Source organism: Corallococcus sicarius (genome assembly GCF_003611735.1).
Lineage (GTDB): Bacteria > Myxococcota > Myxococcia > Myxococcales > Myxococcaceae > Corallococcus > Corallococcus sicarius.
This window is the reverse complement of sequence record NZ_RAWG01000145.1, coordinates 1-22367: the sequence shown is the minus strand read 5'-3', so window position 1 is coordinate 22367 and position 22367 is coordinate 1. Positions and strand designations below refer to the sequence as shown.

The 22367-nt window shown below is 71.4% G+C and carries 21 protein-coding genes; 7 read left to right on the top strand and 14 right to left on the bottom strand.

Annotated features, from left to right (window positions below):
• Positions 1-65: 65 nt before the first annotated feature.
• A complete protein-coding gene (locus D7X12_RS22105; protein ID WP_120627264.1) occupies positions 66-1253 on the bottom strand; it encodes a cyclic nucleotide-binding domain-containing protein in 1188 nt (395 codons plus the stop codon).
• A 145-nt stretch (positions 1254-1398) separates the two neighbouring features.
• On the opposite strand from D7X12_RS22105, the gene D7X12_RS22100 reads away from it, so the two are divergent.
• The 4 genes from D7X12_RS22100 (at position 1399) to D7X12_RS22085 (ending at position 6211) form a co-directional block, all read left to right on the top strand.
• The gene (locus D7X12_RS22100) at positions 1399-2382 is read left to right on the top strand and encodes a Rieske 2Fe-2S domain-containing protein (protein WP_120627263.1); all 984 of its coding nucleotides are present in this window, start codon (positions 1399-1401) and stop codon (positions 2380-2382) included.
• Positions 2372-3283: a fatty acid desaturase gene (locus D7X12_RS22095; RefSeq protein ID WP_120627262.1), complete on the top strand. Its 912-nt coding sequence runs from the start codon at positions 2372-2374 to the stop codon at positions 3281-3283. Before D7X12_RS22100 ends, D7X12_RS22095 begins: the two co-directional genes overlap by 11 nt.
• Positions 3280-4785, top strand: a complete 1506-nt coding sequence (locus D7X12_RS22090) for a phosphatase PAP2 family protein (protein WP_120627261.1) — start codon at positions 3280-3282, stop codon at positions 4783-4785. The genes D7X12_RS22095 and D7X12_RS22090 overlap by 4 nt, the downstream gene beginning before the upstream one ends.
• A gap of 115 nt (positions 4786-4900) precedes the next feature.
• Entirely contained in the window at positions 4901-6211 is a 1311-nt protein-coding gene (locus tag D7X12_RS22085) for a DUF418 domain-containing protein (RefSeq protein ID WP_120627260.1), read from the top strand.
• Between the two features lies 1 nt (position 6212).
• Here the strand turns inward: D7X12_RS22085 and D7X12_RS22080 are convergent, their stop codons facing one another.
• The 7 genes from D7X12_RS22080 to D7X12_RS22050 all read right to left on the bottom strand — a co-directional run bounded on the left by D7X12_RS22080 (position 6213) and on the right by D7X12_RS22050 (position 12991).
• Positions 6213-7016 (bottom strand): heme ABC transporter ATP-binding protein, encoded by an 804-nt coding sequence (locus D7X12_RS22080; protein ID WP_120627259.1) that lies wholly within the window; start codon positions 7014-7016, stop codon positions 6213-6215.
• Positions 7013-8101: a FecCD family ABC transporter permease gene (locus D7X12_RS22075; protein ID WP_120627258.1), complete on the bottom strand. Its 1089-nt coding sequence runs from the start codon at positions 8099-8101 to the stop codon at positions 7013-7015. The genes D7X12_RS22080 and D7X12_RS22075 overlap by 4 nt, the downstream gene beginning before the upstream one ends.
• A complete protein-coding gene (locus tag D7X12_RS22070) occupies positions 8098-8979 on the bottom strand; it encodes a heme/hemin ABC transporter substrate-binding protein (protein WP_120627257.1) in 882 nt (293 codons plus the stop codon). The genes D7X12_RS22075 and D7X12_RS22070 overlap by 4 nt, the downstream gene beginning before the upstream one ends.
• A complete protein-coding gene (locus tag D7X12_RS22065; protein WP_120627265.1) occupies positions 8976-10061 on the bottom strand; it encodes a hemin-degrading factor in 1086 nt (361 codons plus the stop codon). The genes D7X12_RS22070 and D7X12_RS22065 overlap by 4 nt, the downstream gene beginning before the upstream one ends.
• Complete coding sequence (locus tag D7X12_RS22060) at positions 10061-10720, bottom strand: HmuY family protein (protein WP_120627256.1); 660 nt, start codon at positions 10718-10720, stop codon at positions 10061-10063. The genes D7X12_RS22065 and D7X12_RS22060 overlap by 1 nt, the downstream gene beginning before the upstream one ends.
• Positions 10721-10759: 39 nt before the next feature.
• Entirely contained in the window at positions 10760-12694 is a 1935-nt protein-coding gene (locus tag D7X12_RS22055) for a TonB-dependent receptor plug domain-containing protein (RefSeq protein ID WP_120627255.1), read from the bottom strand.
• A 144-nt stretch (positions 12695-12838) separates the two neighbouring features.
• Positions 12839-12991, bottom strand: a complete 153-nt coding sequence (locus D7X12_RS22050; protein ID WP_244224713.1) for a hypothetical protein — start codon at positions 12989-12991, stop codon at positions 12839-12841.
• A gap of 171 nt (positions 12992-13162) precedes the next feature.
• Here D7X12_RS22050 and nrfH point away from each other — a divergent pair, with 171 nt between their 5' ends.
• Both nrfH and D7X12_RS22040 read left to right on the top strand, forming a co-directional pair.
• Entirely contained in the window at positions 13163-13699 is a 537-nt protein-coding gene (gene nrfH, locus D7X12_RS22045) for a cytochrome c nitrite reductase small subunit (RefSeq protein ID WP_120627253.1), read from the top strand.
• On the top strand, positions 13696-15147 hold the full coding sequence (locus tag D7X12_RS22040; protein ID WP_120627252.1) for an ammonia-forming cytochrome c nitrite reductase subunit c552: 1452 nt from the start codon (positions 13696-13698) through the stop codon (positions 15145-15147). The genes nrfH and D7X12_RS22040 overlap by 4 nt, the downstream gene beginning before the upstream one ends.
• Positions 15148-15297: 150 nt before the next feature.
• Here D7X12_RS22040 and D7X12_RS22035 read toward each other — a convergent pair whose 3' ends face one another.
• The 3 genes from D7X12_RS22035 to D7X12_RS22025 all read right to left on the bottom strand — a co-directional run bounded on the left by D7X12_RS22035 (position 15298) and on the right by D7X12_RS22025 (position 18949).
• A complete protein-coding gene (locus D7X12_RS22035; RefSeq protein ID WP_279637237.1) occupies positions 15298-16893 on the bottom strand; it encodes an MXAN_6640 family putative metalloprotease in 1596 nt (531 codons plus the stop codon).
• Positions 16890-17924, bottom strand: coding sequence for an HmuY family protein (locus D7X12_RS22030; RefSeq protein WP_120627250.1), 1035 nt, complete (start codon positions 17922-17924; stop codon positions 16890-16892). The genes D7X12_RS22035 and D7X12_RS22030 overlap by 4 nt, the downstream gene beginning before the upstream one ends.
• 221 nt (positions 17925-18145) lie before the next feature.
• Complete coding sequence (locus D7X12_RS22025) at positions 18146-18949, bottom strand: SDR family oxidoreductase (protein ID WP_120627249.1); 804 nt, start codon at positions 18947-18949, stop codon at positions 18146-18148.
• A 175-nt stretch (positions 18950-19124) separates the two neighbouring features.
• Here D7X12_RS22025 and D7X12_RS22020 point away from each other — a divergent pair, with 175 nt between their 5' ends.
• A complete protein-coding gene (locus tag D7X12_RS22020; protein WP_279637236.1) occupies positions 19125-19484 on the top strand; it encodes a winged helix-turn-helix transcriptional regulator in 360 nt (119 codons plus the stop codon).
• A 92-nt stretch (positions 19485-19576) separates the two neighbouring features.
• On the opposite strand, the gene D7X12_RS22015 is transcribed toward D7X12_RS22020, so the two are convergent.
• From D7X12_RS22015 to coaA, 3 genes are read right to left on the bottom strand one after another with little or no spacing between them, the layout of a single operon-like run.
• On the bottom strand, positions 19577-20233 hold the full coding sequence (locus D7X12_RS22015; RefSeq protein ID WP_244224712.1) for an SgcJ/EcaC family oxidoreductase: 657 nt from the start codon (positions 20231-20233) through the stop codon (positions 19577-19579).
• Between the two features lie 44 nt (positions 20234-20277).
• Complete coding sequence (locus tag D7X12_RS22010) at positions 20278-21270, bottom strand: cysteine synthase A (protein WP_120627246.1); 993 nt, start codon at positions 21268-21270, stop codon at positions 20278-20280.
• 21 nt (positions 21271-21291) lie between these two features.
• Positions 21292-22245 (bottom strand): type I pantothenate kinase, encoded by a 954-nt coding sequence (gene coaA, locus D7X12_RS22005; RefSeq protein WP_120627245.1) that lies wholly within the window; start codon positions 22243-22245, stop codon positions 21292-21294.
• Positions 22246-22367: the final 122 nt, after the last annotated feature.

Below are 22367 nucleotides of genomic sequence, written 5' to 3'. Positions count from 1 at the left end.
CCCCCTGCTCGCCTGCCCCCTCACATCCAGCGCCCGGGTGCCCGCCTGCCCCGCCCCGGCGAGCTTCAGCCGCTGAGCGCGCGCACGCGGGCCGCGAGGCTCTGCGTGAAGAGCCGGTAGATGTGCAGCGACGCCGTGTCGTGCGTGGCGAGGAAGTGCTGGAAGCTCTCGCGGGTGATGCGCAGCGCACGCACCGCCGTCTTCGCCCGCACGTTCGCGGACACCGGGCCGTCCTGCACGAGGGAGATCTCCCCCAGGTGCGAGCCCGGCCCCAGCGTGTTGAGCAGCCGCGCGTTCGGCTCGTTGCCGCTGAAGACCTCCACCGTGCCCTCCAAGAGCACCAGCAGCCCGGTGCCGGGCGCGCCCTTCTCCAGCAGCACCGCGCCCGCGGGCACCGCCACGGGGCGGGCCACCCGGTAGAGGTCCTTCATGTCCTCCAGCGGCATCTCACCGAAGATGGGGATGGCCTTGAGGAAGCGGTAACCGCTGGCCTCCGGCACGGACGCACCGGCCGCCAGCCGCGCGAGGAGCGCCTCCGCCTCCACGTCCAGCCCCATGCGCCGCAACAGCCGCGCCTTCTCCGTCACCAGCACCGGATCCACGCGCAGCAATTCAGAGCTGCTCAGCGCGTCCGCCAGCACCGCGAGCGCCCGGTGCGTGAAGCCCTCCGAGTCCAGCGCCTTGCAGGTGCGCAGCACCGCTTCGACATACCGGGGGTCCTCGGCGCGCACGCCGCCCAGGGCCTCGGCCTCCGCGTGCGTCTGGCCCAGCTCGCGGTACAGGTCCGCGGCCTCGAAGGGGCGCCCCAGCCGGACGAGGCAGTTCGCCATCGACTCGCGCGCGCCCAGGCCCCGGTACACCTCCAGCGCCCGCTCCAGGGCCCCGCCGCGCTCGAAGGCCGCCGCGGCGCGCTCCACCTCGCCCGCGCGCAGGTACGCCTCCGCCGCCGCCACGTACTGGCCCCCTTGCGCGTACAGGTCCGCCACCGACACGTCGTCGCCGCTGCCGTCGAGCAGCCGCGCCGCGCCCGTGAAGTCGCGCGCCCGGCGCAGCACGTCCACCAGCCAGTGGCGCTCCTTCACGGTGCCCTGGGAGGCCTCCTTGCGCAGCCGCTCCCGCTGCGCGGCGCCCAGCTCCTCGTAGAGCTGCGCGGCGCGCTCCGGCTCTCCCTGGGCCGCCAGGGTCTGCACCACCTGGAGCGTGCCGCCTCGCGTCGCGCCGCCCCGTCCGCTGCTCTCCGTGTCGCCTGCCATGTCACTTACCCTTCCCGGTCCCGCTCCTCTGGGGCGACGCGCCCGGTGCCGCCACCGCCTGACTAACCAGGAACCCGGGCGTAAAGCTACCCCGGTACCATCCGCCCGTGGCCCTGGGGACATCGGGTCCAGTAGGGTCCCGGCCATGGCTGTTCCTGTGCCGGCCGGGGTGGTTCCGGACCGTCTCCCCGGGCCCGTGCGGCCCCGCTCCTGGTACCTCGTGGGTCCTTCCGCGTCGCTGCGGCGGGGGCAGGCACGGGGCGTCAAGCTGGGTGGGCGCGAGGTGGTGGTGTTCCGGAGCGAGACGGGCCAGGTCCACGCGCTCGGGGCCCACTGCCCCCACCTGGGCGCCCACCTGAAGCACGGCACCGTCCAGGGCGAGCTGCTGCGCTGTCCCCTCCACCACTGGAGCTTCGATGGCGGGGGCCGGTGCCGCGCCGCGCCAGGGCGGAGCGACGTGTCCGAACTGCCGGGCCCGCGCGCCTTCCCGGTGGAGGAGCGCTTCGGGGGGGTGCTGGTCTTCAACGGCCCCACGCCCCTCTTCGCGCCCCCCGACCTGGGCGGCCCGGAGCACGTGTGGGACGTGGGGCCGCCGGTGACGGTGCGCTGTCCGTGGCTGCCGCTCGCGGCGAACTCGTTCGACCTGGAGCACCTGCGCACCGTGCACCACCGCGAGCTGTGGGACACGCCCACGGTGGAGCAGCCGGATCCCTTCACCCTGCGCCTTCGCTACACGTCGCGCGTCATCGGCACGGGGGCCAGCGACCGGTGGATGAAGGCCCTGTCCGGCAACCGCATCCGCGTCACGCTCACGATGCACGGCGGCACGCTGATGTCGGTGCAGAGCGACCTGGGCCGGGCCCAGGGGCTGCTGCTCGCGGCCCTGTCGCCGGTGCCGGAGGGCGTGTCCGTGCGGCTCGCCGTGGCCGCGCGGCGGGGTCGGATTCCGGGCACGACGGCCGTGGCGCTCGGGGTGTCGCGGTGGCTGTACACGTCCTTCCTGCGCCGCGACCTGTCCGTGCTGGACGGCATGCGCTTCAACGTCGGCACCGCGACCGCGGACCCGGTGATGCGCCAGCTGCTCGACTTCGCCGTCGGACTGCCCGAGGACGCGGACGATGCGCGCTGAGGACACCCCGCCCATCCCGGCGGCGCTCAATGCCTTCCTGCTCGTCGCGGCGATGGGCGCGGGAGCGCTGTGCCTGTGGACCGCTTCGCACGCGGAAGGACTGGTGGTGCGACTGGTGGCGGCCGGGGTGTTCTCGTACGTGAACAACACGGTGTTCTCGCTGTTGCACGAAGCGACGCACGGCGTGCTGCACCCCACGAAGCGCCTCAACGACGGGCTCGGGAGGCTGGCGGCGACGTTCTTCCCGACGTCGTTCACGTTGCAGCGCGCCTTCCACCTCACGCACCACCGGAACAACCGCACGGAGCGCGAGCAGTTCGACTACTTCCGCCCGGGCGACCACCGCTTCCTCAAGCGGGCGCAGTGGTACGCCATCCTCACGGGGGCATACTGGGCCTTCGTGCCGGTGGGGGCGTTCGTGTTCGCGCTCGCGCCGGGCCTGCTGCGCAAGCTGCGCGGGCCGGGCACGCGCTATGGAGAGCAGACCGGCGCGGATGCGTACCTGGGGCGGCTGGAGGATGCACCGGGCGGCACCATCCGCGCGGAGGTCCTGCTGATGGTGGCCGTGCAGGCGGGGCTCGCGTACGCGTTGGAGCTGACGCCCACGGGGTGGGCGCTGTGCTACGCGGCGTTCGCGGTGAACTGGAGCTCGCTCCAGTACGCGGACCACGCGTGGTCGCCCCTGGACGTGCGCGAGGGCGCGTGGGACCTGAGGGTCGCGGCGCCGGTGCGCTGGGTGTTCCTCAACTACCACTACCACCGGGCCCACCACCGTCACCCGCACGTGCCCTGGCTCTACCTGGGCCGCTACGTGGATGCGAGCGCCCCGCGCCCATCCTTCCTGCGCATCTGGTGCGCGATGTGGCGGGGGCCGCGTCCGCTTCCGGAGAAGGCCCCATGACGGCCGCCCTCTTCGGATGGCCGACGCGCGGTGAGCTGAAGCGCACGGCGGCGCTCGCGGTCGGCTTCGCGCTGTTCTTCCTCGCGGTCTACGGCGGCGCCAGCTGGGTGACGGGCTTCTATCCCGGCGGCCTGCGCATCGACCTGCCCTTCGAGCAGCACATCCCGTTCATCCCCGGCTGGGCCGCCGTCTACGTCAGCATGGACGCGCTGCTCTTCTTGTCCCTGTTCATCTTCCGGACGTGGCGGCAGATGCTGCCCTTCGCGCTGGCGCTGTGCGCGGAGACTGTCATTGGCGCCCTCTGCTTCCTCGTGTTCCCGGTCGAGGTCGCGTGGGCGCCGCGCGCCGTCACGGGCGGCTGGATGCAGGTGTTCCAGCTCGCGGACACGATGAACCTGGAGCGCAACTACCTGCCGTCGCTCCACGTCGCCTTCGCCTGCACCGCGGCCCTGGCCTACTCCGAGCGCTCGGGCCCGGTGGCTCGCGCACTGTTCGCGCTGTGGGCACTGGCCATCGCGGCGTCCACGCTGCTCATCCACGAGCACCACCTGGTGGACGTGCTCGCGGGCGCCCTGCTGGCGTGGGGCACGTGGCGCGTCGTGGCGCCCCGGGTCCGGGACGCGGCGTTCCTCGAAGCCGTGCGCGTGGAGGCCCTCTGCGCGCGGGAGCTGTATCGCTTCGCACGCCGGCATCCCCGGTACGGCCTCATCGCGCTCGCGCTGTATCAGCAGTCCGTGGGCCGCTGGCGCAAGGCACGCCGGGCCCGGGTGGGGTTCTGCTTCCTCCAGCTCGTGGACGACGTGCTGGACGGAGACCGCCCTGTCGAAGGCGAGCCGTTGGGTCACATCGACGCGCTCCTCGTCCGGCTGGAGACCGGCGCGACGGACGCACCGCGCACCTCGGTGGAGTTCCACGACACCGCGACCACGCTGGGACGGGTGCTGCTCGCGGAGCTGACCGAGGCCCGGACCCGCGCGCAGGTGTTCGAGCTGGTGCGCACGATGCGCAAGGACCGCGAGCGCGTGCGCGACGGACGCTGGTGGGACGCGAGCACGCTCCAAGCGCACCACGCAGCCACCTTCCGCTTGTCGGTGGGCCTGATGCTGCATGTCGCGGATGCCCAGGTGCGCGCGGAGGATGCGCCCTCCCTCCTCGCGGCGCTGGGGTGGTGCTCGGTGATGCGCGACCTGCGCGAGGACCTGGCGCAGGGCCTCTTCAACGTGCCGGCCGACGTCGCCGCCGATGCCCGCGCCAGCGGTCACGACCCGGCGGACTTCGACGCCCTGCTCGCCTCCGACGCAGGCCGCGCCTGGGCCGTCTCCGAATACCAACGGGCCCGGGCATTGCTGGACCGCTCCGCGTCGGAGCTGGCCTCGTTGGAAGGACGACCCGGGGCGCCCCTGCTGCGCCTCTTCCACCGGTCGGTGGAGTCCTTCTGGGCGCGGAAGCTGCCCCGGCGGCTGCCCTTCCTGCGTCCGGCCTCCGCGCTCAGGACCTCCTGAAGCAGGTTCACGCGCCTTCGTGGCGGGACGCAGCGAGTCCCACCTGGCGCGTGACGGGACGCGGCGAGGCGGTGTGCGCATTGACGCGCGCAGGACACGGGCATCTGCTGGAGGCATGTCCGACGCCACGACCTCCGACCCAGGCACCCGCGCCCGCCCGGTGGACGTCTCCGAACGGGTCGCCCTGCTGGACGTGCTGCGCGGCTTCGCGCTGTGGGGCGTCTTCGTCTCCAACAGCTTCGCCTGGTTCAGCGGCTACGTCCTCCTGCCGCGTGCCCAGGCCCAGGCGCTGTCCGCGCCTGGGCTCGAAGCCGTCGTCAGCGGGCTCTACCACTTCTTCGTGAACCAGAAGTTCATCACCCTCTTCTCCTTCCTCTTCGGGCTGGGCTTCTCCATCCAGCTCGCGCGCGCCGAGGCCCGGAAGTCCTCCATCGTCCCGCTGTACTCGCGACGGTTGGGCGTGCTGCTGGCCATCGGGCTGGTGCACCTGGTCGCGGTGTGGGCGGGCGACATCCTCTCCACCTACGCAGTGCTGGGCTTCATGTTGCTGCTCTTCCGCCAGCGCTCGGACCGGACGGTGCTGACCTGGGCCGGGGGGCTGCTGGTGGCGGTTCCGCTGCTGGCGCCCTTCGTCCAGCATTACGGCCCCATCCTGCTGCACGGCGCGCAGGCGGCGGCCCAGGCCGCGAAGGCCAGCAACGAGATCGATCTGCGGGCGAAGGAGCAGCTCCTGGCGGGGCTCTCCAGCGACTCGTTCTGGACGGCGCAGGCGGCGAACGCGCGCTTCCTCACGCACATGGTGCCGCAGTCCAAACGGCTGCTCTGGATGGCGAGCATCCTGGGCCGCTTCCTGCTGGGCCTGCTCGCCGGGCGGTACCTGTTGTTGCAGGAGGTGGAGCGCCGCCGCTCCTGGCACCACCGGCTGCTCTTCTGGGGACTCGTGCTGGGCGTGCTGGGCAACGGCGCGGGCGTGGTGATGCAACGACTGCGCCTCGCGGGGCTGGTGGATCCGGCGAGGGACCCCTGGATGCTCGCGATGTCCGCCGTGATGGAGGTGGGCTTCCTGGGGCTGGCCGCGGCGTACGTGGCCGCCTTCGCGCTGCTCTTCCAGCGCGAGCGGTGGCGCCGGGTGATGCAGGTGCTGGCGCCGGTGGGCCGGATGGCGCTCACGAACTACCTGCTCCAGTCCGTGGTGAGCCTCTGCCTCTATGACGGCTGGGGACTGGGCCTCATCGGCAAGCTGCCGCCCTCGCGGTGCGTGGCGCTCACGCTGATCATCTTCGCGCTCCAGGTCCCCTTCAGCCATGCGTGGCTGTCGCGCTTCCGCTTCGGCCCGGCCGAGTGGCTGTGGCGCTCGCTCACCTACGGCCGGAGGCAGCCCATGCGACTGGCGCCCGGGGACGCCCCGGCGTCCATGACGGGCTGAGCTACGGGGGCGACGCTGCGCGGCCCATGGGAATCACCAGCGGTCCGGGCTGATCCGGCCGCGACAGCACCTCCACGCGCAACCCGAAGGTGTTCGCGATGAGGTCCGGGGTGAGGACGTCCACCGGGGTGCCTGTCTCCACGCACCGGCCCCGGTCGAGCACCGCGATGCGGTCCGCGTAGCGCGCGGCCAGGTTCAGGTCATGCAGCACCGTGAGCACCGCGCCGCCCTCGCGTGCGAAGGCCCTGGCCCGCTCCAGCACCAGGTGCTGGTGGGAGAGGTCCAGGCTCGCCGTCGGCTCGTCCAGCAGCAGGTAGCGGTGGCCGCTCGCGGGGGGCGTCCACAGCTGGGCCAGCACGCGCGCCAGTTGCACGCGCTGCCGCTCGCCTCCCGACAGCGTGGGGTACGCGCGGGAGGCCAGGTGCTGCGTGTCGGTGGCATCCAGCGCCGCGCGGGCCACCTCCAGGTCGGACTCCGCGCCGCCGCGACGCGCGTGCGGACTGCGCCCCAGCAGCGCCACTTCCAGCGCGGTGAAGCCGAAGCCCAGCGAGGACTCCTGGAGCAGCACGCCCAGCCGCTGCGCGCGTTCCACCGAGGGCCACGCGTGCAGGGCGCGTCCTTCCAGGAACACGTCGCCTGTCCTGCAGCGCAGCTCCCCCGACAGCGCGGCCACGAGCGACGACTTGCCCGCGCCGTTGGGCCCCACCACGGCCAGCACCTCGCCGGGCCGCAGCTCCAGCGACAGCGGCCCCGCCACGCGCCCACGGCCTCGCCACACCTCCACCTCGCGAGCCTCCAGACTCATGCCGCCCCCTTGCGCGCCAGGAGCGCGATGAAGGCCGGCACGCCCAGCACGGAGGTGAGCGCGCCCACCGGCAGCTCCGACGGGGCCGCCAGCGTGCGCGAGAGCAGGTCCGCCGCCAGCAGCAGCGACGCGCCGCACAGCGCGGACGCCGCCAGCAGTCGCCGGTGATCCGGCCCCAGCGCCATGCGCAGCAACGCGGGCACCAGCAGGCCCACGAAGCCAATCATGCCCGTGAAGGCCACCGCCGCCCCCACGCCCAGCGCGGCGGAGAGGATGAGCCGGCGCTTGAGCCGTTCCACGTCCACGCCCAGGTGCCACGCCTCGCGCTCGCCCAGGAGCATCAGGTTGAGCGCTCGCGCCTCGCGCAGCAGCAGCCCCAGGGTGAGCAGCAGCGGCACCGTCGCGGCCCCCACCGTCTCCCAGGACGCGCCTCCCAGGCTGCCCAGGCTCCAGAAGGTGATGGAGCGCAGCTGCGCGTCCGTCGCCGCGTACGTCAGCAACCCCATGCCCGCGAAGGCCCCCGAGCTCACCGCCACGCCCGCCAGCAGCATGCGCGGCGTGTCCGTGCGGCCTCCGCCCATGCCCAACCGCTGGGCCAGCAGCGTCGCGCCCAACGCGCCGCAGAAGGCTGTGCCCGGCACCATCAGCATGCGCAACCCTCCCAGGTGCGCGCCCAGCGTCACGTCCAGCACGATGGCCAGCACCGCGCCCAGCGCCGCGCCGCTGGAGGTGCCCAGCAGGCCCGGCTCCACCAGCGGATTGCGGAAGAGGGCTTGAAGCGCGGCGCCCGTCGTCGCCAGCACCGCGCCCACCATCACGCCCAGCACCACGCGCGGCAGGCGCACGGAGAGCAGCACCGCGCGCTGCATCGGCTCCAACCGTTGAGAGGCCTCGCCCAGGCCCAGTGCCTCCCAGAGGCTGCCGAGGATGGCGAGCGGAGGCACCGACACCGTGCCGATCGCCAGCGAGGCCATCACCACCAGCACCAGCACCCCTCCCAGCGTCGCCCAGGGACGGGTGCCCGGAAGCCGGGAGGAGGGCACCGGCCGCGCGGCGGGCACGGGCATGGCCTCCGATGCGCTCATTTCCCGCCGCCCTTCCCGCTCACGCCGTCCTGGAGGCGCCCCACGGCCCGGCCCAGCCCTGGCCCCAGGCCCATGAAGTCCACGTCCTCCACGGTGACGAGGCGCCAGCCCTTCACCTGCGACAGGCCCGGCTGCTTCGCCAGCCCCTCCGCGCCGCCCACGGTCGTCACCGAGCCCGCGGGCAACAGCACGAAGTCCGGCGCCGCCGCCACGACGGCCTCCGCGCTGAGCGGCTTGTAGCCCTGCATCCCCTCCGCCGCGTTCACCGCGCCCGACAGGCGGATCAGCGTGTCCGCCACCGTGCCGGAGCCCGCCACCATCATCGCGCCCGCGCCCCGCGCGTACACCGCGAGGACGCGCGGCGGCTTCGTGCCCTTCACCGAAGCCACGCGTCCAGCCGCGCGCGCGAGGTCTTCATCCAGCTTCGCCACCAGCGCCCGGCCCTTGTCGGGCGTGCCCAGCCGCTCCGCGATGACCTGGATGCGCGAGCGCGCCGCCTCCACCGTGGGCTCGTTGCTGAACGTCTCCACCTGCATCCCCGCCTGCTTCAACTGCTCCAGCACCGCCGGAGGCCCGGCCTCCGCCGACCCCAGCAGCAGGCCCGCCCCCAGCGACAGCACCCCTTCCGCCGACAGCGCGCGCTGGTAGCCCACGGTGCGCACCTTCGAGACCTCCGGCAGCGCCCCGCTGGAGTCGTCCACGCCCACCACCCGGTCTCCCGCGCCCAGCGCGAACACCGTCTGCGTGACGGCCGGTCCCACCGTGATGAGCTTCGGCGCGGCCTTCGGTTCCGCCTTCTTCGGGTCGGGCGACGCCGCGTGCGCCGTCAATGCGAGCAGGGCCGCGAACAGCCCCCACTTCGAAGCCGGGAGCTTCATGACGCCACCTCCACCGCGGGCAGCGCCCGGCCCAGCTCTTCCATCAACGCCCGCCACGCCGGCGCCTCCAGCTCCCCCGGCTTCCGCTTGCCGAACAGCAGCCCGATGTTCTCCCCCGCCCGGTCGAACAGCTCCAGCGACGTGACGGTGCCGTCGCGCGTGGGCTTGCGCACCACCCAGGCGGAGTGGACGTGATCCGCGCGCACGTGGAGGTTGAAGCCGGGATCCAACACGTTCATCCACGGCCCCATGGGCCGCACCGTGCGCACCGGGCCGGTGTGGATCTGAATCGCCCCGGGGTTGCCCACGAAGATCATGATGGGCATCGCGGACGCCGCGGCCCGCTCCAGCGTCCAGCCCAGCGCGTCCGGCGCCACCGGCAGCGCGAAGTCGGGGCCCGCGAGCCGCAGCGCCTGCGTGCGCGCCACCTTGAAGCGCTTGAGCAGCGCGAAGAACTCGTGCGTGTCCTGGAGCGCGCGCCAGCCCGCCACCAGCCCCGCCGCGTCGATGTCGGAATCCGGCAGCGGCACGGAGGCCGGGGCCGCCGGCACCACGTTCAACTCGGGGGACTGCTCCGGGTTCGTCAGCTCCTTCACCAGCGCCTCGTAGGCGGCGACGTCGGCGTCGGGCTGGAGGTAGATTTTGTGCACCGCGGTGCCCGTCGCGTCGAACACCTGGAGGCTGCGGCGCACCTCGCCGGAGACGTCCTCGCGCAGCGCGAACACGAAGCACCAGCGCGACAGGAACAGCCGCAGGTCGATGTCCTCGTCCAGCACCAGCGCCATCGCGCCGTGCAGCTCCACCTTGCGGTAGACGCCCTTCTTCTCGTGCACCGCGGACGCGTTGCGCGTCAGGGCCATCACCCGGCCCAGCGACTCCAGCCGGGGCAGGAGCACGTCGAAGCGCGGCTCCAGCCGCACCACCTCACCGCCCAGCCCGGTGAAGAGCAGCTGCGCCTCGCTCACCCCCAGCGCCTCCGCCGCGTCGCGGATGCGCAGGCGCGGCTGGGACTCCTTCAGGGCCAGCCAGCGCTCTCGCAGCGCGGCGGCCGTGCTTCCAGACGTCTCCACCGGGGTCGTCATCACGGCTGCCCCCCGGCCGGCGCGGCGACCTTCGCCCACCGCAGCTTCACGTTCGCGGGCGAGCCGGCATCGTCGTAGTACGACAGCATCTCCACCTTGAAGTACGTCCCCTGGTCGGAGCGGACGACGTAGAGCTGCGTGCGCGGCGTGAGCGTGTGGAACTTCAGGTCGTAGACGTACCAGCCGCCGGCCGCGTTGAAGACCGTGTCCGGCGTGGTGTCCACGTCATCACCGTCGGCGGCGTCCGTGGCCCAGCCCGTCGAAGGCGCCTGGGTGAGCTGTCCGAAGGACGTGTCCGCGACGAGGGCCACCTGCACGCCGCCCGTCCCGCTGACGCCTCCGCGAGACATCACCACGAAGCGTTGGAAGGCCAGGTCCCAGGCCGCGTCCGCCGCCGCGCTCACCTCCTTGCCCGCGTCCAGATCCAGGCCCACCCACGCCGTCGGCTCGGTCGCGTTGACGACCGACGTGAAGGACCCATCCCCGTGGTCCTGATGCTTCAGGTTGGCGCTGTCCTCCGGATGGACGACGGGGTCCTCCACCTCGTCGGGCCCCGGCTGGGGCTGGAGGTCGTCACCGCAGGCGGAGACCAGGCCCGCGACGAGCAGCGCAGCGCAGGCGCGGCGGGAGAAACCGGGGCGCAACGGAGAGGGGAACATGCGGACTCCTTCGGAAGAGACAGGCGGTGGAAGGGAAGCTCAGAACCGGGTGGAGACACCGGCCTGGAGCGTGCGGGGTGGAATGGGCAAGTCGGTCGGATTGCCCGTGTCGGTGAGGTTGCTGCCCACGACGAAAAGCTGGAGCCCGCCCGCTGGCATGAGCCAGGCGACGCGGGCATCCAGGGAGACGGTGCGGCTGGCACGGTAGGGATCCGCCTCACCGTCTCCGTTGGTATCTGGATAGAAGGGTCGCTCGCCCGTGAGCACGCCGCGCACCAGGGCCTCCAGGCCCCACGCGCGGTGACGCCACGTGGCCTGCGCGGTGAACCGGTGACGCGCCTGGCCTTCCAGCGCGCGCTCCAGGTCCTGGTCCGTGCCGTCGGTGAGCGTGTAGCCCAGCTCCACCTGGATGCGGCCGGGCAGCGCCTGACGCACGCCCAGCTCGCCGCCGCGCACGCGCGCCCGGGCGATGTTGACGTACGAGTAGCGCAGCGCTTCGCCTTCGGACTGGAGCGACGCGGCGATCATGTCGCGCAGCGAGTGCTGGAACACGCCCGCCCACACCATGGAGTCGCGCAGGGGCCGCACCTCCAGGTTGAAGCTGTAGCTGCGCGAGCGCTCCGGCTTCAGGTCCGGGTTGCCGCGCACGGTGTAGCCCACCGAGGGGTTCTCGAAGTCGATGAGCAGGTCCTGGAAGGACGGCGCGCGGTAGCCCCACCCGTAGCCGCCGCGCAGCGTGAGCCACGACAGCGGGTCCACCTTCAGGGCCGCGCGGGGCGTCACCGCGAACCCGAACTGCGAATCCAGGTCCACCCGTCCGCCCCGCATCGCCACCAGCCCCAGCGACTCCACCAGCGTCCAGCTGTCCTGCGCGTAGAGCGACCCGCGCCCGCGCCGTCCCCGCCCGCCGTCCAGCCGGTCCGAGCGCAGCCACTCCCCCAGGTACTCCGTGCCCACCACCAGCGCGTGTCCACCGCCGGGCCGCGCGTCCAGCTGCGCGCCCACGCGGGCCTGCTGGTCGCGCGTGTCCTCCACCGAGTCCAGCGCGGAGGCGTTGCGCTGGTCGCGCAGGTAGCGGCGCTCGTAGTGCCCGTAGGACACGTCCGTGCGCAACGTCACCTTCTCCCCCAGCTGCCAGGACGGCGACAGGCGCGAGGCGAAGGTGCGGTCGCGCGTCGCCCGGTCGAACACGGCGCTGCCCGCGCCCAGGTCCACGCCGCGCTGGAGACGGTGGGAGAAGGACGCCGTGCCCTCCAGCGTCAGCGTCTCCGAACCGCGCCAGTCGCCGCGCGCGGAGAAGTCGTAGCCCTCCAGGCTGCTGCCCGTGGTGCCGAGGTCCGACGGGCTCAGGTCATACGCGGAGCGCCGCTGGAGCCCACCGCTCAGCCGCAGGCCCCACGCATCGCCGCGCGTCTCCCCCGTCGCATCCAGGTCCAGGCGCCCGAGCGTGCCGTAGGCGGCCTTCAGGTCCGCGCCCAGCCTCCGCTGCGCCCTGCGCGTGATGAAGTTCACCACGCCCGCCACCGCGTCGCTGCCGTACATCACCGACGACGCGCCCTTCACGATCTCCACCTGCTCGATGTCCTCCAGCGACAGGCGCGACAAGTCCACGTCGCCGTCCACCTTGCCGGTGACGCGCTCGCCGTCCACCAGCACCAGCACGTACTCCGGCGCCAGGCCCTGCACCGACAGCGTGGCGCCGGAGAAGCCCTGCTGCACCACCAGCCCCGGGCGCGTGGCGAGCAGCTCCGAGGCGTCCCGGGCTCCGCTCGCGACGATCTCCGCGCGGGTGATGACCTCCGTGGCCACCGGCGTCTCCCGGAGCCGCTCCTGGCTGCGCGAGCCCGTCACCACCGTCTGGAGCGCGGGCGCTTCCTCCGCCACGCCGCCATCCACGGACGACACGTCCTCGGCCCGGGCCACGCCGGACAGGACCATGCACAGCAGTGCGTAAAGCCAACCACGCCCGGACATCCAGCGTCCTCCCGGCACGACTGCCGGGGGCCTCCCGCGAACGGGAAGCCTGTCGGGCGCTGGGCTCAAGGGCCTCGGGCCTCAGGAAATGCACCGCCACCGCTCCCAGCCCCCTTCCTCGGAGCCGGGCACCGCCCGCCGCCTTCAGCCGCCCCCACTCCGGGGCGCCGCCGTGCGCCTGCGGGAGTCCCGGGAGGCAGGGGCACCCTCCAGCGGAACCACCTGCGTCCGGTGACACCGGCGGCACTTCAGCTCCACGCCGCCCGGCACCAGCCGCGCCAGCAGGCTGCCGCACATGCAGCGCAGCTCCCCGGCACTTCCCTGTGGCCCGCATCCCTCGTGCATCGCGGCTCCCTGCGTTCGATGGGGCCGGAAGATATTGAGATTGAATATCAAAGTCAAAAGACTTCCGGTGAACGCTTCCTTCGAATGGCTTCCCTTCGTGGACGGGCTGACTAACGTGGGTCGGTGCTCTCCCTCCGAGGTACCGCGCTGGCCATCGTGTTCGGCACCTCGCTGGGGGTGGCCGTGGGCCTGGGCGGCTACACCTTCGTCTACGCGAAGGGGTCCAGCTACCTGCAGGACGACCCGGCCGCCTGCGCCAACTGCCACATCATGACGGAGCAGTACGACGGCTGGCGCAAGTCGAGCCACCACGCCGTGGCCACCTGCAACGACTGCCACACGCCGCCCGGCACGATTGCGAAGTACGCCACCAAGGCGAGCAATGGCTTCTGGCACTCGTTCTACTTCACGCTGGGGACCTTCCCGGACCCCATCCGGATCCGCCCGGGCAACCGGGAGGTGACCGAGAGCGCGTGCCGCAAGTGCCACAGCACCATCGTCGAGGCCATTGAGGCGCCCGCGGGGGTGGACGGCACGCCGCCCGCGCACGAGCAGCAGACGCAGTGCCTCACCTGTCACAACTCCGTGGGGCACCCGGAAGGTTCCGGCAACCCCACGCTCGTTCCGCCCCACTTCACGCAGAAGGAGCCATCACCATGACCGAGCCCGGCAAGCCGCGGCGCCTCGTGGGTACGAAGGCCGTCGTCCTCATCGCCGTGCTCTCCGCGGTGGCGACCGCCAGCATCACCGCGCTCCTGGTCAACATCATGGAGCGCAAGCAGGAGGCGCTAAACCCCTTCTACCGGGTGGTGGAGCTGAACGACACCATCACGGACCCCGCCGTGTGGGGGAAGAACTTCCCGCTGCAATACGACGACTACAAGCGCACGGTGGATCAGCAGCGCACGCGCTACGGCGGCAGCGAGGCGCTGGCGCGCACGCCCACCCAGGCGGATCCGCGCTCGGTGGTGGCGCAGTCGCGGCTGGAGGAGGATCCGCGCCTCAAGACGATGTGGGCCGGCTACGCCTTCGCCACCGACTTCCGCGAGGAGCGCGGCCACGCGCACATGCTGGAGGACCAGACCTTCACCGAGCGCCAGCACGTCACCGCGCAGCCGGGCACCTGCATCCACTGCCACGGCAGCGTGTACGTGCCCTACAAGAAGCTGGGCGACGGAGACCTCATCAAGGGCTTCGAGAAGATGAACGTGATGCCCTTCGCCGAGGCGCGCAAGCTGGTGGAGCACCCCGTCTCCTGCATCGACTGCCACGACCCCACCAACATGCAGCTGCGCGTGACGCGGCCCGGCTTCATCGAGGGCATCGCGGCGCTCAAGGCGAGCCAGGGGGTGCAGAACTTCCGCGTGAACCAGGACGCCACGCGCCAGGAGATGCGCACGTACGTGTGCGGGCAGTGCCACGTCGAGTACTACTTCAAGGGCAAGGAGAAGCGCCTCACGTACCCCTGGGCCAAGGGCATCACCATCGAGCAGATCATGGCCTACTACGACGAGGACGGGCACACCGACTGGACGCACAAGCTCTCCGGCGCCAAGGTCCTCAAGGCCCAGCACCCCGAGTTCGAGATGTACAACCAGGGCATCCACGCGCGCAGCGGCGTGGCGTGCGCGGACTGCCACATGCCCTACAAGCGCGAGGGGGCCATGAAGGTGAGCGACCACCACGTGCGCAGCCCGCTGCTCAACATCAACCGGGCGTGCCAGACGTGCCACAAGTGGAGCGAGGCGGAGCTGCTCGACCGCGCGCAGACCATCCAGACGCGCACCTTCCAGACGCGCAACATCGCCATGGATGCGCTGGTGGACCTCATCCACGACATTGAAGCGGGCCAGAAGGCCGGGCTGCCCGAGGACACGCTCGCCAAGGCGCGAGGCCTGCAACGGCGCGCCCAGTTCTACCTGGACTTCGTGGAGGCGGAGAACTCCATGGGCTTCCACGCGGACCAGGAGGCGGTGCGCATCCTGAGCAACTCCATCAACTTCTCGCGCCTGGGCCAGAACGCGCTGCGCCCCGGTGATGCGTCCACTGCTCCAAGCGAGCGGCCCGCGGGAGCACCGGCGCCCGTGACACCGCAGGGCGCGCACTGACGGCGGAGCGTCCCGGCTCTTCGTGCCCCCTTCACCTGCGAGGGGGCGCGTCACGGCCTCTCGTGCACCCTCCAACTGCGAGGGAAGCGCTGCCACCCTTCGTGCCCCCTTCACCTGCGAGGGGGTGCGCCGCCGCCTCTCATGCGCCCTTCAGTTGCGACGGAGAGCGGAGGGAAGCCTTCGGGTCCGGAGCCCCTGACCGAGCAGCAGCGCGATGAGCGCGCCGGACAGGGTGCCCCCCGCCGCCTGACAACCACCGTCCTCGACGGGCGGGCCCGGCGGCTGGGGCTCCTCGTCGGGGAGGCCTGCGTCCATGTCACCGGTCCCCGCGTCGGAGGGGCCGGCGTCCGGGGTCGTCCCGGCATCCGTGCCGGCATCGGCCGGAGGAGGCTCTACGGGGGCACAGGCAGCGTCCTGGCCACTGGCCGCGATGCACAGCCGGCCATAGCGCCCCAGCCCCTGCGGCCTGCCGTCCACGACGGAGACCACGACGTGCGTCGCATCGTGCGCGGGCACCTGGGCCCAAAGGACCTCGGACCTGTCCGACTGTCTGACACGCAGCACCGTGGTGTCGGTGACGGCCGCCACGAGCAGGGACAGCCCGGCGGGGTCCGTGCCGGGTTCGGGTTCAAACGTGGCCGAGACGAAGGACGCGCCCCCCGCGACCTCGAAGTTCCGTGACGACGCCGCAGCGACCCGCAGGGAGGCGATGGAAGCGGGCAGCGCCGTGGCGGTCGTCGCCAATGGGGCATAGCCCTCGGCGCGCGCGTAGCCATGACCGGGCGTCGCGCGGGCGCCCGTCCCCAGGTTCCACGCGGAGAAGCGCGCGAAGGCGGCATCGAAGGACGACGCGAAGTCGCGGCGCAGGCAGGTGTCCAGCAGCAGCGGCCAGCGCGCCTCCGGCTGCCGCACGGACTCCTCCAGCAGCGCGACCAGGAGCGCGTCACCGAAGTGCTCGCCCGCGAACTGGAAGAAGAGGCCCGCGCCGTAGTTGAAGCCCACGCCGGGGCCGCTCGGATCCGTCAGCAGGCCGCGGTCCGGGCTCTCCAGGTAGTAGTGGGTGAAGCCCTCCAGGTCATCCAGCGCGGGCTCGAAGCGTTCGGTGGCCCAGACCGCGGTGCCCTCGGAGGCGATGCCGCCCAGGTCCGGCCGGTAGGCGGCCTGCACCGCGTGGAAGAACTCGTGGCTGGCCAGCGTCTCCACGGCGTGCGCGTCGGACGGGTAGCCGTAGCCCGCGAAGTCGTTCTCCTGGAGCATGTAGCCGGTGCAGCGGGTGGTGCCGTTGCCCTCCAGGCACGTCTCCATCCGGAAGGTGCCATCGCCGCGCCGGGCGAAGTCCACCAGGTACACGTCGAAGCGGCCATCGCCGCCGTTGTCTCCCGGCGTGGTCGCGTCGCCCGGCGGTGGGCGGAACCCCAGGCCCGCGTAGAACGTCGCCACGCGTTCGTAGGTGCGTCCGACAAGCTCCACGAAGTCGGGCACGCCGCTGCCATCCGCGTCCGCCAGCGGCACCGCGTTCGGGCCCTGGCGTGTGAAGTGGACGCGGAAGCGGTCGCCCTCGGACACGGCGGACTCCACCGTCTCCGTCGGGTCGAAGCGTGGCACGGGCGCGCTGGCCGAGGTCGGGCGTCCGGACTCGACGACCACCCCCGGCACGGGCGCCACCGCCTCCTCGTGGAGGAGGCGGTGCGGAGTCCCCGCGCCAGTCAAGAGCAGGAGCAGCGCGGGGACCCCGGAGGCCATCATGGCAGGTACGCCCACTTGAAGCGGAACTGCGCCGCGCCGCTCGCCGCCGGCAGCGTGCCGGAGGTGTTGCACTGCGCCTGTGCGGCGGGCTCGTAGTACGACGCCACCTGCAGCTTCACGTGACGCCCGTCGGCCAGCTGCACCAGGAAGACCTTGTTCGTCATCGCGAGGCAGCTGTTGTAGCTCCAGAACGTGGCCATCGCGGTGCCGGGGGCGTTGATGCCGGATTCGTCCGGCACGAACTCGCAGGTGTTGGCGGTGAAGTACGCCTCCGCGAGGAACTCCGAAGCCGGGTCCACGGACGTGACGGCGTCGAACAGGGTGCCCGCGGGCGTCTGGGCCACCGTCACGCAGGACGGGCCGGACACGCCGCTGTTCACGCGGATGTTGTAGCGGCGCACCGCGATGTCCCACGCCGTCGACGCGAGCGCGGATTGATCATCGAGGTCCACCTTCACCAGCCCCGTCTGCGTGAAGCGCGCGTAGGTGTACGACTCCAACGAGGACGCCCCACCCGCCCGGGCATCCAGGAACGTGAGGTACTGCCCCGGCGTGGTCCCCTCCTCCCGCACCAGACCCGTCGCGATGTTGGTGCGCAGGGTGAGTTCCGCGATGCTCTGCTCCTTGCACGCCACCGGGCCACCGCACACCTGCGAGCCGCCGTCCGGAGTGCCCGCGTCCGGGTCGGTTCCCCCATCCGGGGTCGTGCCCGCGTCGGGCTCCGTACCCGCGTCCGTCGTCGTGCCGGCATCCGTCGTCGTGCCGGCGTCCGTCGTCGTGCCCGCGTCCGTCGTCGTGCCGGCATCCGTCGTCGTGCCAGCGTCCTCGTCGGGCACGGCGGGCAGGTCGCGCAGCTCGCACGTGTTGTCGGCGTTGCAGACGTAGCGCTGGCCCTCGGGTGCCGAGCCCTTGTCACGGCAGTCGAACGCATCGACGCACTCCTCGCCGCTGCATCCCGCCACCGCCAGCGTCAGCGCGAGGACCGCCAGGGCCCCCCTGCCGTACCGCCCTGCACCGCGCCTCAGGACCACCCCTCCAGCCAAGCCCATCGTCGTCACCTTTCGAGGCGGAACACCGCCGTCTTCGAAGGTGCCGATCCATATCGATAACGATTATCATTTTCAATATCGACTCTGCTTTCCGTGCGGAAGACGCCTGTGACGGCATGACGGGCAGCGGCCCCGCACCCCTGATTCACGCGGTCCCGGGTCGCGGTGTGGCGAGCGACAGCCGGCGCATGCGGCGTGCGCCGTCAGACTGTCGGAACGGTTCCACCGTCGATGGTGTACTCGCTGCCATGAATGGACGCGGCGCGCTCCGACGCGAGGAAGGCGACGAGCTCCGCGACCTCCTCCGGCCAGGACGGGCGCCCGATGGGAATGCCGCCGAGCGCATCCATGATGCCCTGGCGTGCGGCGCCCTCGTCGGTGCCCGAGTGTTCCGCCATCCGCTTCACCAGGGCTTCGGCGGCAGTCGTCCGGATCCACCCGGGAGCAATCGAATTCACCCGCACCCCCTTGGGTCCCAGCTCCTTGGAGAGGGCCTTGCTGTACGTCGACAGCGCGGCTTTGGCGGCGGCATACGCGATGGTTGAATCGTGGAGCGGAAGCCGCCGCTGGATGGACGAGATGTGAAGCACCACGCCCCTTCCGCGCTCGATCATCGCGGGGATGAGCGCGCGATCCAGCCGGACCGCGCCCAGGAGGTTGAGCGAGAGTTCGTCCTGCCAGAGCTGATCCGTGAGCGAAGCGAATCCGCCACCAGGCGCGGAGGAGCCCCCCAGGTTGTGAATCAGGATGTCGATGCCGCCCACCGTGTCCAGGACGGTGCGCACCACCGTCTCCACACCCTCGGGGGTACAGAGGTCCGCCTGCACGAAATGGCCGGGCAGCGCGTCCCCCGGAGGCGCGGTGCGAGCGACCGCGACGGTCACGGCGCCAGCAGCGCGGAGCCGACGAACAATGGCCTGGCCCGCTCCCTTGGTCCCTCCCGTCACGAGCACGCGCTGGTCCGCGAACTCACGAGGATCGATGTGGAATGGGGCGTTCACCGGCATCCCCCGAGCTCCAGATGCGCCATGCGGTCCTGGACGGGGCGGAGGCGGTAGGACTCGGCGAGCAAGCGAGAGATTCCTGTTCCTGACACGGGGTTCTCCAATGGAAAGAGGGTGTGATCAATGGAGTTAGACTCACCCGATGACAAGAGCGCACGGAGAAGTGGGTGACCCACCCGTGGGTAAGTATGAGGAGCCTGCTACGCCCGAGGCGGCAGCGGATCGGGTCGAGGACGTCCTGAAGCTGCTCGAAGGTCGCTGGAAGCTGATGATTCTCTTTCAGCTCTTCGGAGGTCGCGTGGTGCGCTTCTCGGAGTTCGAACGGGCCATTCCTGGCATCTCCCAGAAGATGCTGGCGCAGCAGCTGCGCCAACTGGAGCGGGATGGGCTGGTGCACCGGGTCGTGTACGCGGAGGTCCCGCCGCGCGTCGAGTATCGCCTCACCGCGTGGGGCCAGTCCCTGTGCCCGGCGCTCGACGGGCTGCTCCGATGGGCCGCGACCCGGGGAGCACCCGCCGAGGGTGTTTCGGATTCCTGAAACGCGGTGCTTCCGAGGTGCGGCGCTGCTTCTGGAGGGAGCTGGTGAAGCAGCTTCCCGCCGGAGTCGAAGCGACACGTTGAGCGCGGGGCTCAGGCCGTCGCCGTGCGGCGGCCCCGGCGCCCGAAAAAGAACCCCGCGGCGAGCGCGGCGACGGCGGCCAGGGCCCCGAAGCCCATGGCGGCGTTCTTCACCTTGGTGAGCAGGGGGTTGTCGAACACGTTGGTGGAGTAGTGGAACGCGGCGATGAGCCAGCGGTCACCCTCCTTCACCAGCGTGCAGGTCCACCGTCCGTTGATGACGAGGTCGCTGCCATCGCTCAGCGAGTAGTGGTCCTGTGACGAGCCATACGCGACGCCCGCATTGCCATACAGCCGCGTGAGTGAGTCCACGTCGAACTTCGCCGTCACCTTCTTCACCACGCTGTTCGGACCGCCCAGCATCTCCGCGTAGTAGGCGCGGATGGCGTCCTTGCCCACGCGCACGTCGTTGTTCATGGTGGAGAAGACGACGTCCGGGTGCAGGTGCGACAGCAGCCGCTCCACGTCCTGCTTGTTGAGCGCGTCCTCCATGTCCTGCTTGATGGCGCGCAGCGCCTGGTGCGTCGCCTCGTCTCCGGAGGCGACCGCCGCGGGCGCCACCGCCTCCTGGGCCCCCGCCAGCGCGGGTACCACGACGAACAGCAACGCCAAGAGGCCCAACCGGGTGCGCACCATCGAAGCTCCACGAAGGAAGGAGGAGGCGAGCATCCTAGACACGCTCCGGGTGCGTGTCCCCTTCCCTCGCAGGAGTGTCAGGCCGCAGGCAGCGGCTTCACCGTGAGCTGCTTCGACGCGAGGAACTCCGGGTTGAACACCTTCGACGCGTAGCGGCTGCCGTGGTCACACAGGAAGGTGACGATGCGCAGCCCCTCGCCCTGGTGCTTGCGCGCCACCTCCCACGCGGCGCGCACGTTCAGCGCCGCGGAGGTGCCCACCACCAGCGCGTCCTCGCGCGCCAGGTGGTACAGCATCTCCAGCATGTCCTGATCCTCCAGGCGCATCGCCTCGTCCACGCGCGCCTGCCGGAAGTTCTCCGTCAACCGCATGATGCCGATGCCCTCCGTGATGGAGCTGCCCGCCGACTCCAGCTTCCCCGTGCGCACCTGGCTGTAGAGCCCCGACCCCGGCGGATCCACCAACACCACGCGCAAGGCCGGGTTCTTCTCCTTCAGGTAGCGGCTCGTCCCGGACACCGTGCCGCCGCTGCCCACCGACGTCACCAGCACGTCCACCTTGCCTTCCGCCTGCTCCCAGATTTCAGGCCCCGTCGTCTCGTAGTGGAAGTCGCCGTTGGCCGTGTTCTCGAACTGGTTCATCCACGCCCAGCCGTTGGCCTCCGCCAGCACGCGCGCCTGATGGAAGAAGTGCGCGGGGTTCGCGAAGGGCACCGCCGGCACGCGCCGCACCTCCACGCCCATCGCCTCCAGGTACTCGTACTTCTCGCGCGCCTGGTTGTCCGGCATCGTCACCACCACCCGGTAGCCACGCTCGCGCCCCAGCAGCCCCAGGCCGATGCCCGTGTTGCCCGCCGTGCCTTCGACGATCGTCCCCCCGGGCTTCAACTGCCCGGACGCCTCCGCGCGCTGGATCATCCCCTTCGCGGCGCGGTCCTTGATGCTGCCGCCCGGGTTCATGAACTCCGCCTTCGCGACGATGTCGCAACCCGTCCCCCGGCTCAGTGAACCGATGCGCAACAGCGGCGTGTTTCCCACCGCATCCCAGAGCGAACCCAGTCGTGGAGCCATGTCGTCGTGTCCCTTCGCCGCCTACAGCTTGCGCATGCGCACGCGGCGGACCTTGTGATCGTTGCCCTTCACCAGGATGAGCCTCGCACGCGAACGCGTGGGCGCGATGTTCTGCGCCAGGTTGGGCCCGTTGATCTCCGCCCACACCGACGCGGCCCGCGCCACCGCCTGGTCACGCGTCAGCTCCGAGAAGCGCCGGAAGAACGAACGCTCGTCGCGGAACGCCGTCTCCCACAGGTGGAGGAAACGCTCCACGTACCAGTGCCGGATGTCCGACTCGGACGCGTCCACGTAGATGGAGAAGTCGAAGAAGTCCGACAGGAACGTCTGCGGCAGCCGCCCCCCCTCCACCGGCCCCGTCTGCAGGACGTTGAGCCCCTCCAGGATGAGGATGTCCGGCTGCCGGATGGTCTGCACCTCGTCCGGGACGATGTCGTAGACGAGGTGCGAGTACATGGGCGCCGACACCGTCTCCCGACCCGCCTTCAGCTCCGCGAGGAAGCGCACCAGCCCGCGCCGGTCGTAGCTCTCCGGGAAGCCCTTGCGGTTCATGATGCCGCGCTCGGCGAGCACCCGGTTGGGGAACAGGAACCCGTCCGTCGTCACCAGCTCCACGCTCGGATGATCCGGCCAGCGCGCCAGCAGGGCCTGGAGGATGCGCGCCGTGGTGCTCTTGCCCACCGCCACGCTCCCCGCGATGGCGATGATGAACGGCACCTTGCGCACCGAGTACCCCAGGAACGCCTGCTGCGCCGCCCACAGCGACTGCGCCGACGCCACCTGCAGGTGCAAGAGGCGCGACAGCGGCAGGTAGACGTCCACCACCTCGTCGATGTCCAGCCGCTCGCCCAGGCCCCGCAGCTTCTCCACCTCCTCCGCCGTCAGCGTCAGGGGCGTGGAGGCCCTCAACTCGCGCCACGCGTCGCGGTCGAGGTCGACGTACATCGAGGCGGCGCGGGGTTTGGTCGCGGACATGCCGCAAGCATGAACCAAACCTGCGTGGATCCGGCAAGTGAACGTGAGAACAGGACTTCCCAGACGCCTTGACAGCAGCGCGCGCCCTCCACAACGTCCCCGCCCCCCACCCGGCGAGGGAG

What these genes read in the sequence shown, in the direction of transcription:
- D7X12_RS22105 (WP_120627264.1), bottom strand. Translation starts at nt 1,253, where the DNA reads ATGGCAGGCGACACGGAGAGCAGCGGACGGGGCGGCGCGACGCGAGGC.
- D7X12_RS22100 (WP_120627263.1), top strand. Translation starts at nt 1,399, where the DNA reads ATGGCTGTTCCTGTGCCGGCCGGGGTGGTTCCGGACCGTCTCCCCGGG.
- D7X12_RS22095 (WP_120627262.1), top strand. Translation starts at nt 2,372, where the DNA reads ATGCGCGCTGAGGACACCCCGCCCATCCCGGCGGCGCTCAATGCCTTC.
- D7X12_RS22090 (WP_120627261.1), top strand. Translation starts at nt 3,280, where the DNA reads ATGACGGCCGCCCTCTTCGGATGGCCGACGCGCGGTGAGCTGAAGCGC.
- D7X12_RS22085 (WP_120627260.1), top strand. Translation starts at nt 4,901, where the DNA reads ATGTCCGACGCCACGACCTCCGACCCAGGCACCCGCGCCCGCCCGGTG.
- D7X12_RS22080 (WP_120627259.1), bottom strand. Translation starts at nt 7,016, where the DNA reads ATGAGTCTGGAGGCTCGCGAGGTGGAGGTGTGGCGAGGCCGTGGGCGC.
- D7X12_RS22075 (WP_120627258.1), bottom strand. Translation starts at nt 8,101, where the DNA reads ATGAGCGCATCGGAGGCCATGCCCGTGCCCGCCGCGCGGCCGGTGCCC.
- D7X12_RS22070 (WP_120627257.1), bottom strand. Translation starts at nt 8,979, where the DNA reads ATGAAGCTCCCGGCTTCGAAGTGGGGGCTGTTCGCGGCCCTGCTCGCA.
- D7X12_RS22065 (WP_120627265.1), bottom strand. Translation starts at nt 10,061, where the DNA reads ATGACGACCCCGGTGGAGACGTCTGGAAGCACGGCCGCCGCGCTGCGA.
- D7X12_RS22060 (WP_120627256.1), bottom strand. Translation starts at nt 10,720, where the DNA reads ATGTTCCCCTCTCCGTTGCGCCCCGGTTTCTCCCGCCGCGCCTGCGCT.
- D7X12_RS22055 (WP_120627255.1), bottom strand. Translation starts at nt 12,694, where the DNA reads ATGTCCGGGCGTGGTTGGCTTTACGCACTGCTGTGCATGGTCCTGTCC.
- D7X12_RS22050 (WP_244224713.1), bottom strand. Translation starts at nt 12,991, where the DNA reads ATGTGCGGCAGCCTGCTGGCGCGGCTGGTGCCGGGCGGCGTGGAGCTG.
- D7X12_RS22040 (WP_120627252.1), top strand. Translation starts at nt 13,696, where the DNA reads ATGACCGAGCCCGGCAAGCCGCGGCGCCTCGTGGGTACGAAGGCCGTC.
- D7X12_RS22035 (WP_279637237.1), bottom strand. Translation starts at nt 16,893, where the DNA reads ATGATGGCCTCCGGGGTCCCCGCGCTGCTCCTGCTCTTGACTGGCGCG.
- D7X12_RS22025 (WP_120627249.1), bottom strand. Translation starts at nt 18,949, where the DNA reads ATGCCGGTGAACGCCCCATTCCACATCGATCCTCGTGAGTTCGCGGAC.
- D7X12_RS22015 (WP_244224712.1), bottom strand. Translation starts at nt 20,233, where the DNA reads ATGCTCGCCTCCTCCTTCCTTCGTGGAGCTTCGATGGTGCGCACCCGG.
- D7X12_RS22010 (WP_120627246.1), bottom strand. Translation starts at nt 21,270, where the DNA reads ATGGCTCCACGACTGGGTTCGCTCTGGGATGCGGTGGGAAACACGCCG.
- coaA (WP_120627245.1), bottom strand. Translation starts at nt 22,245, where the DNA reads ATGTCCGCGACCAAACCCCGCGCCGCCTCGATGTACGTCGACCTCGAC.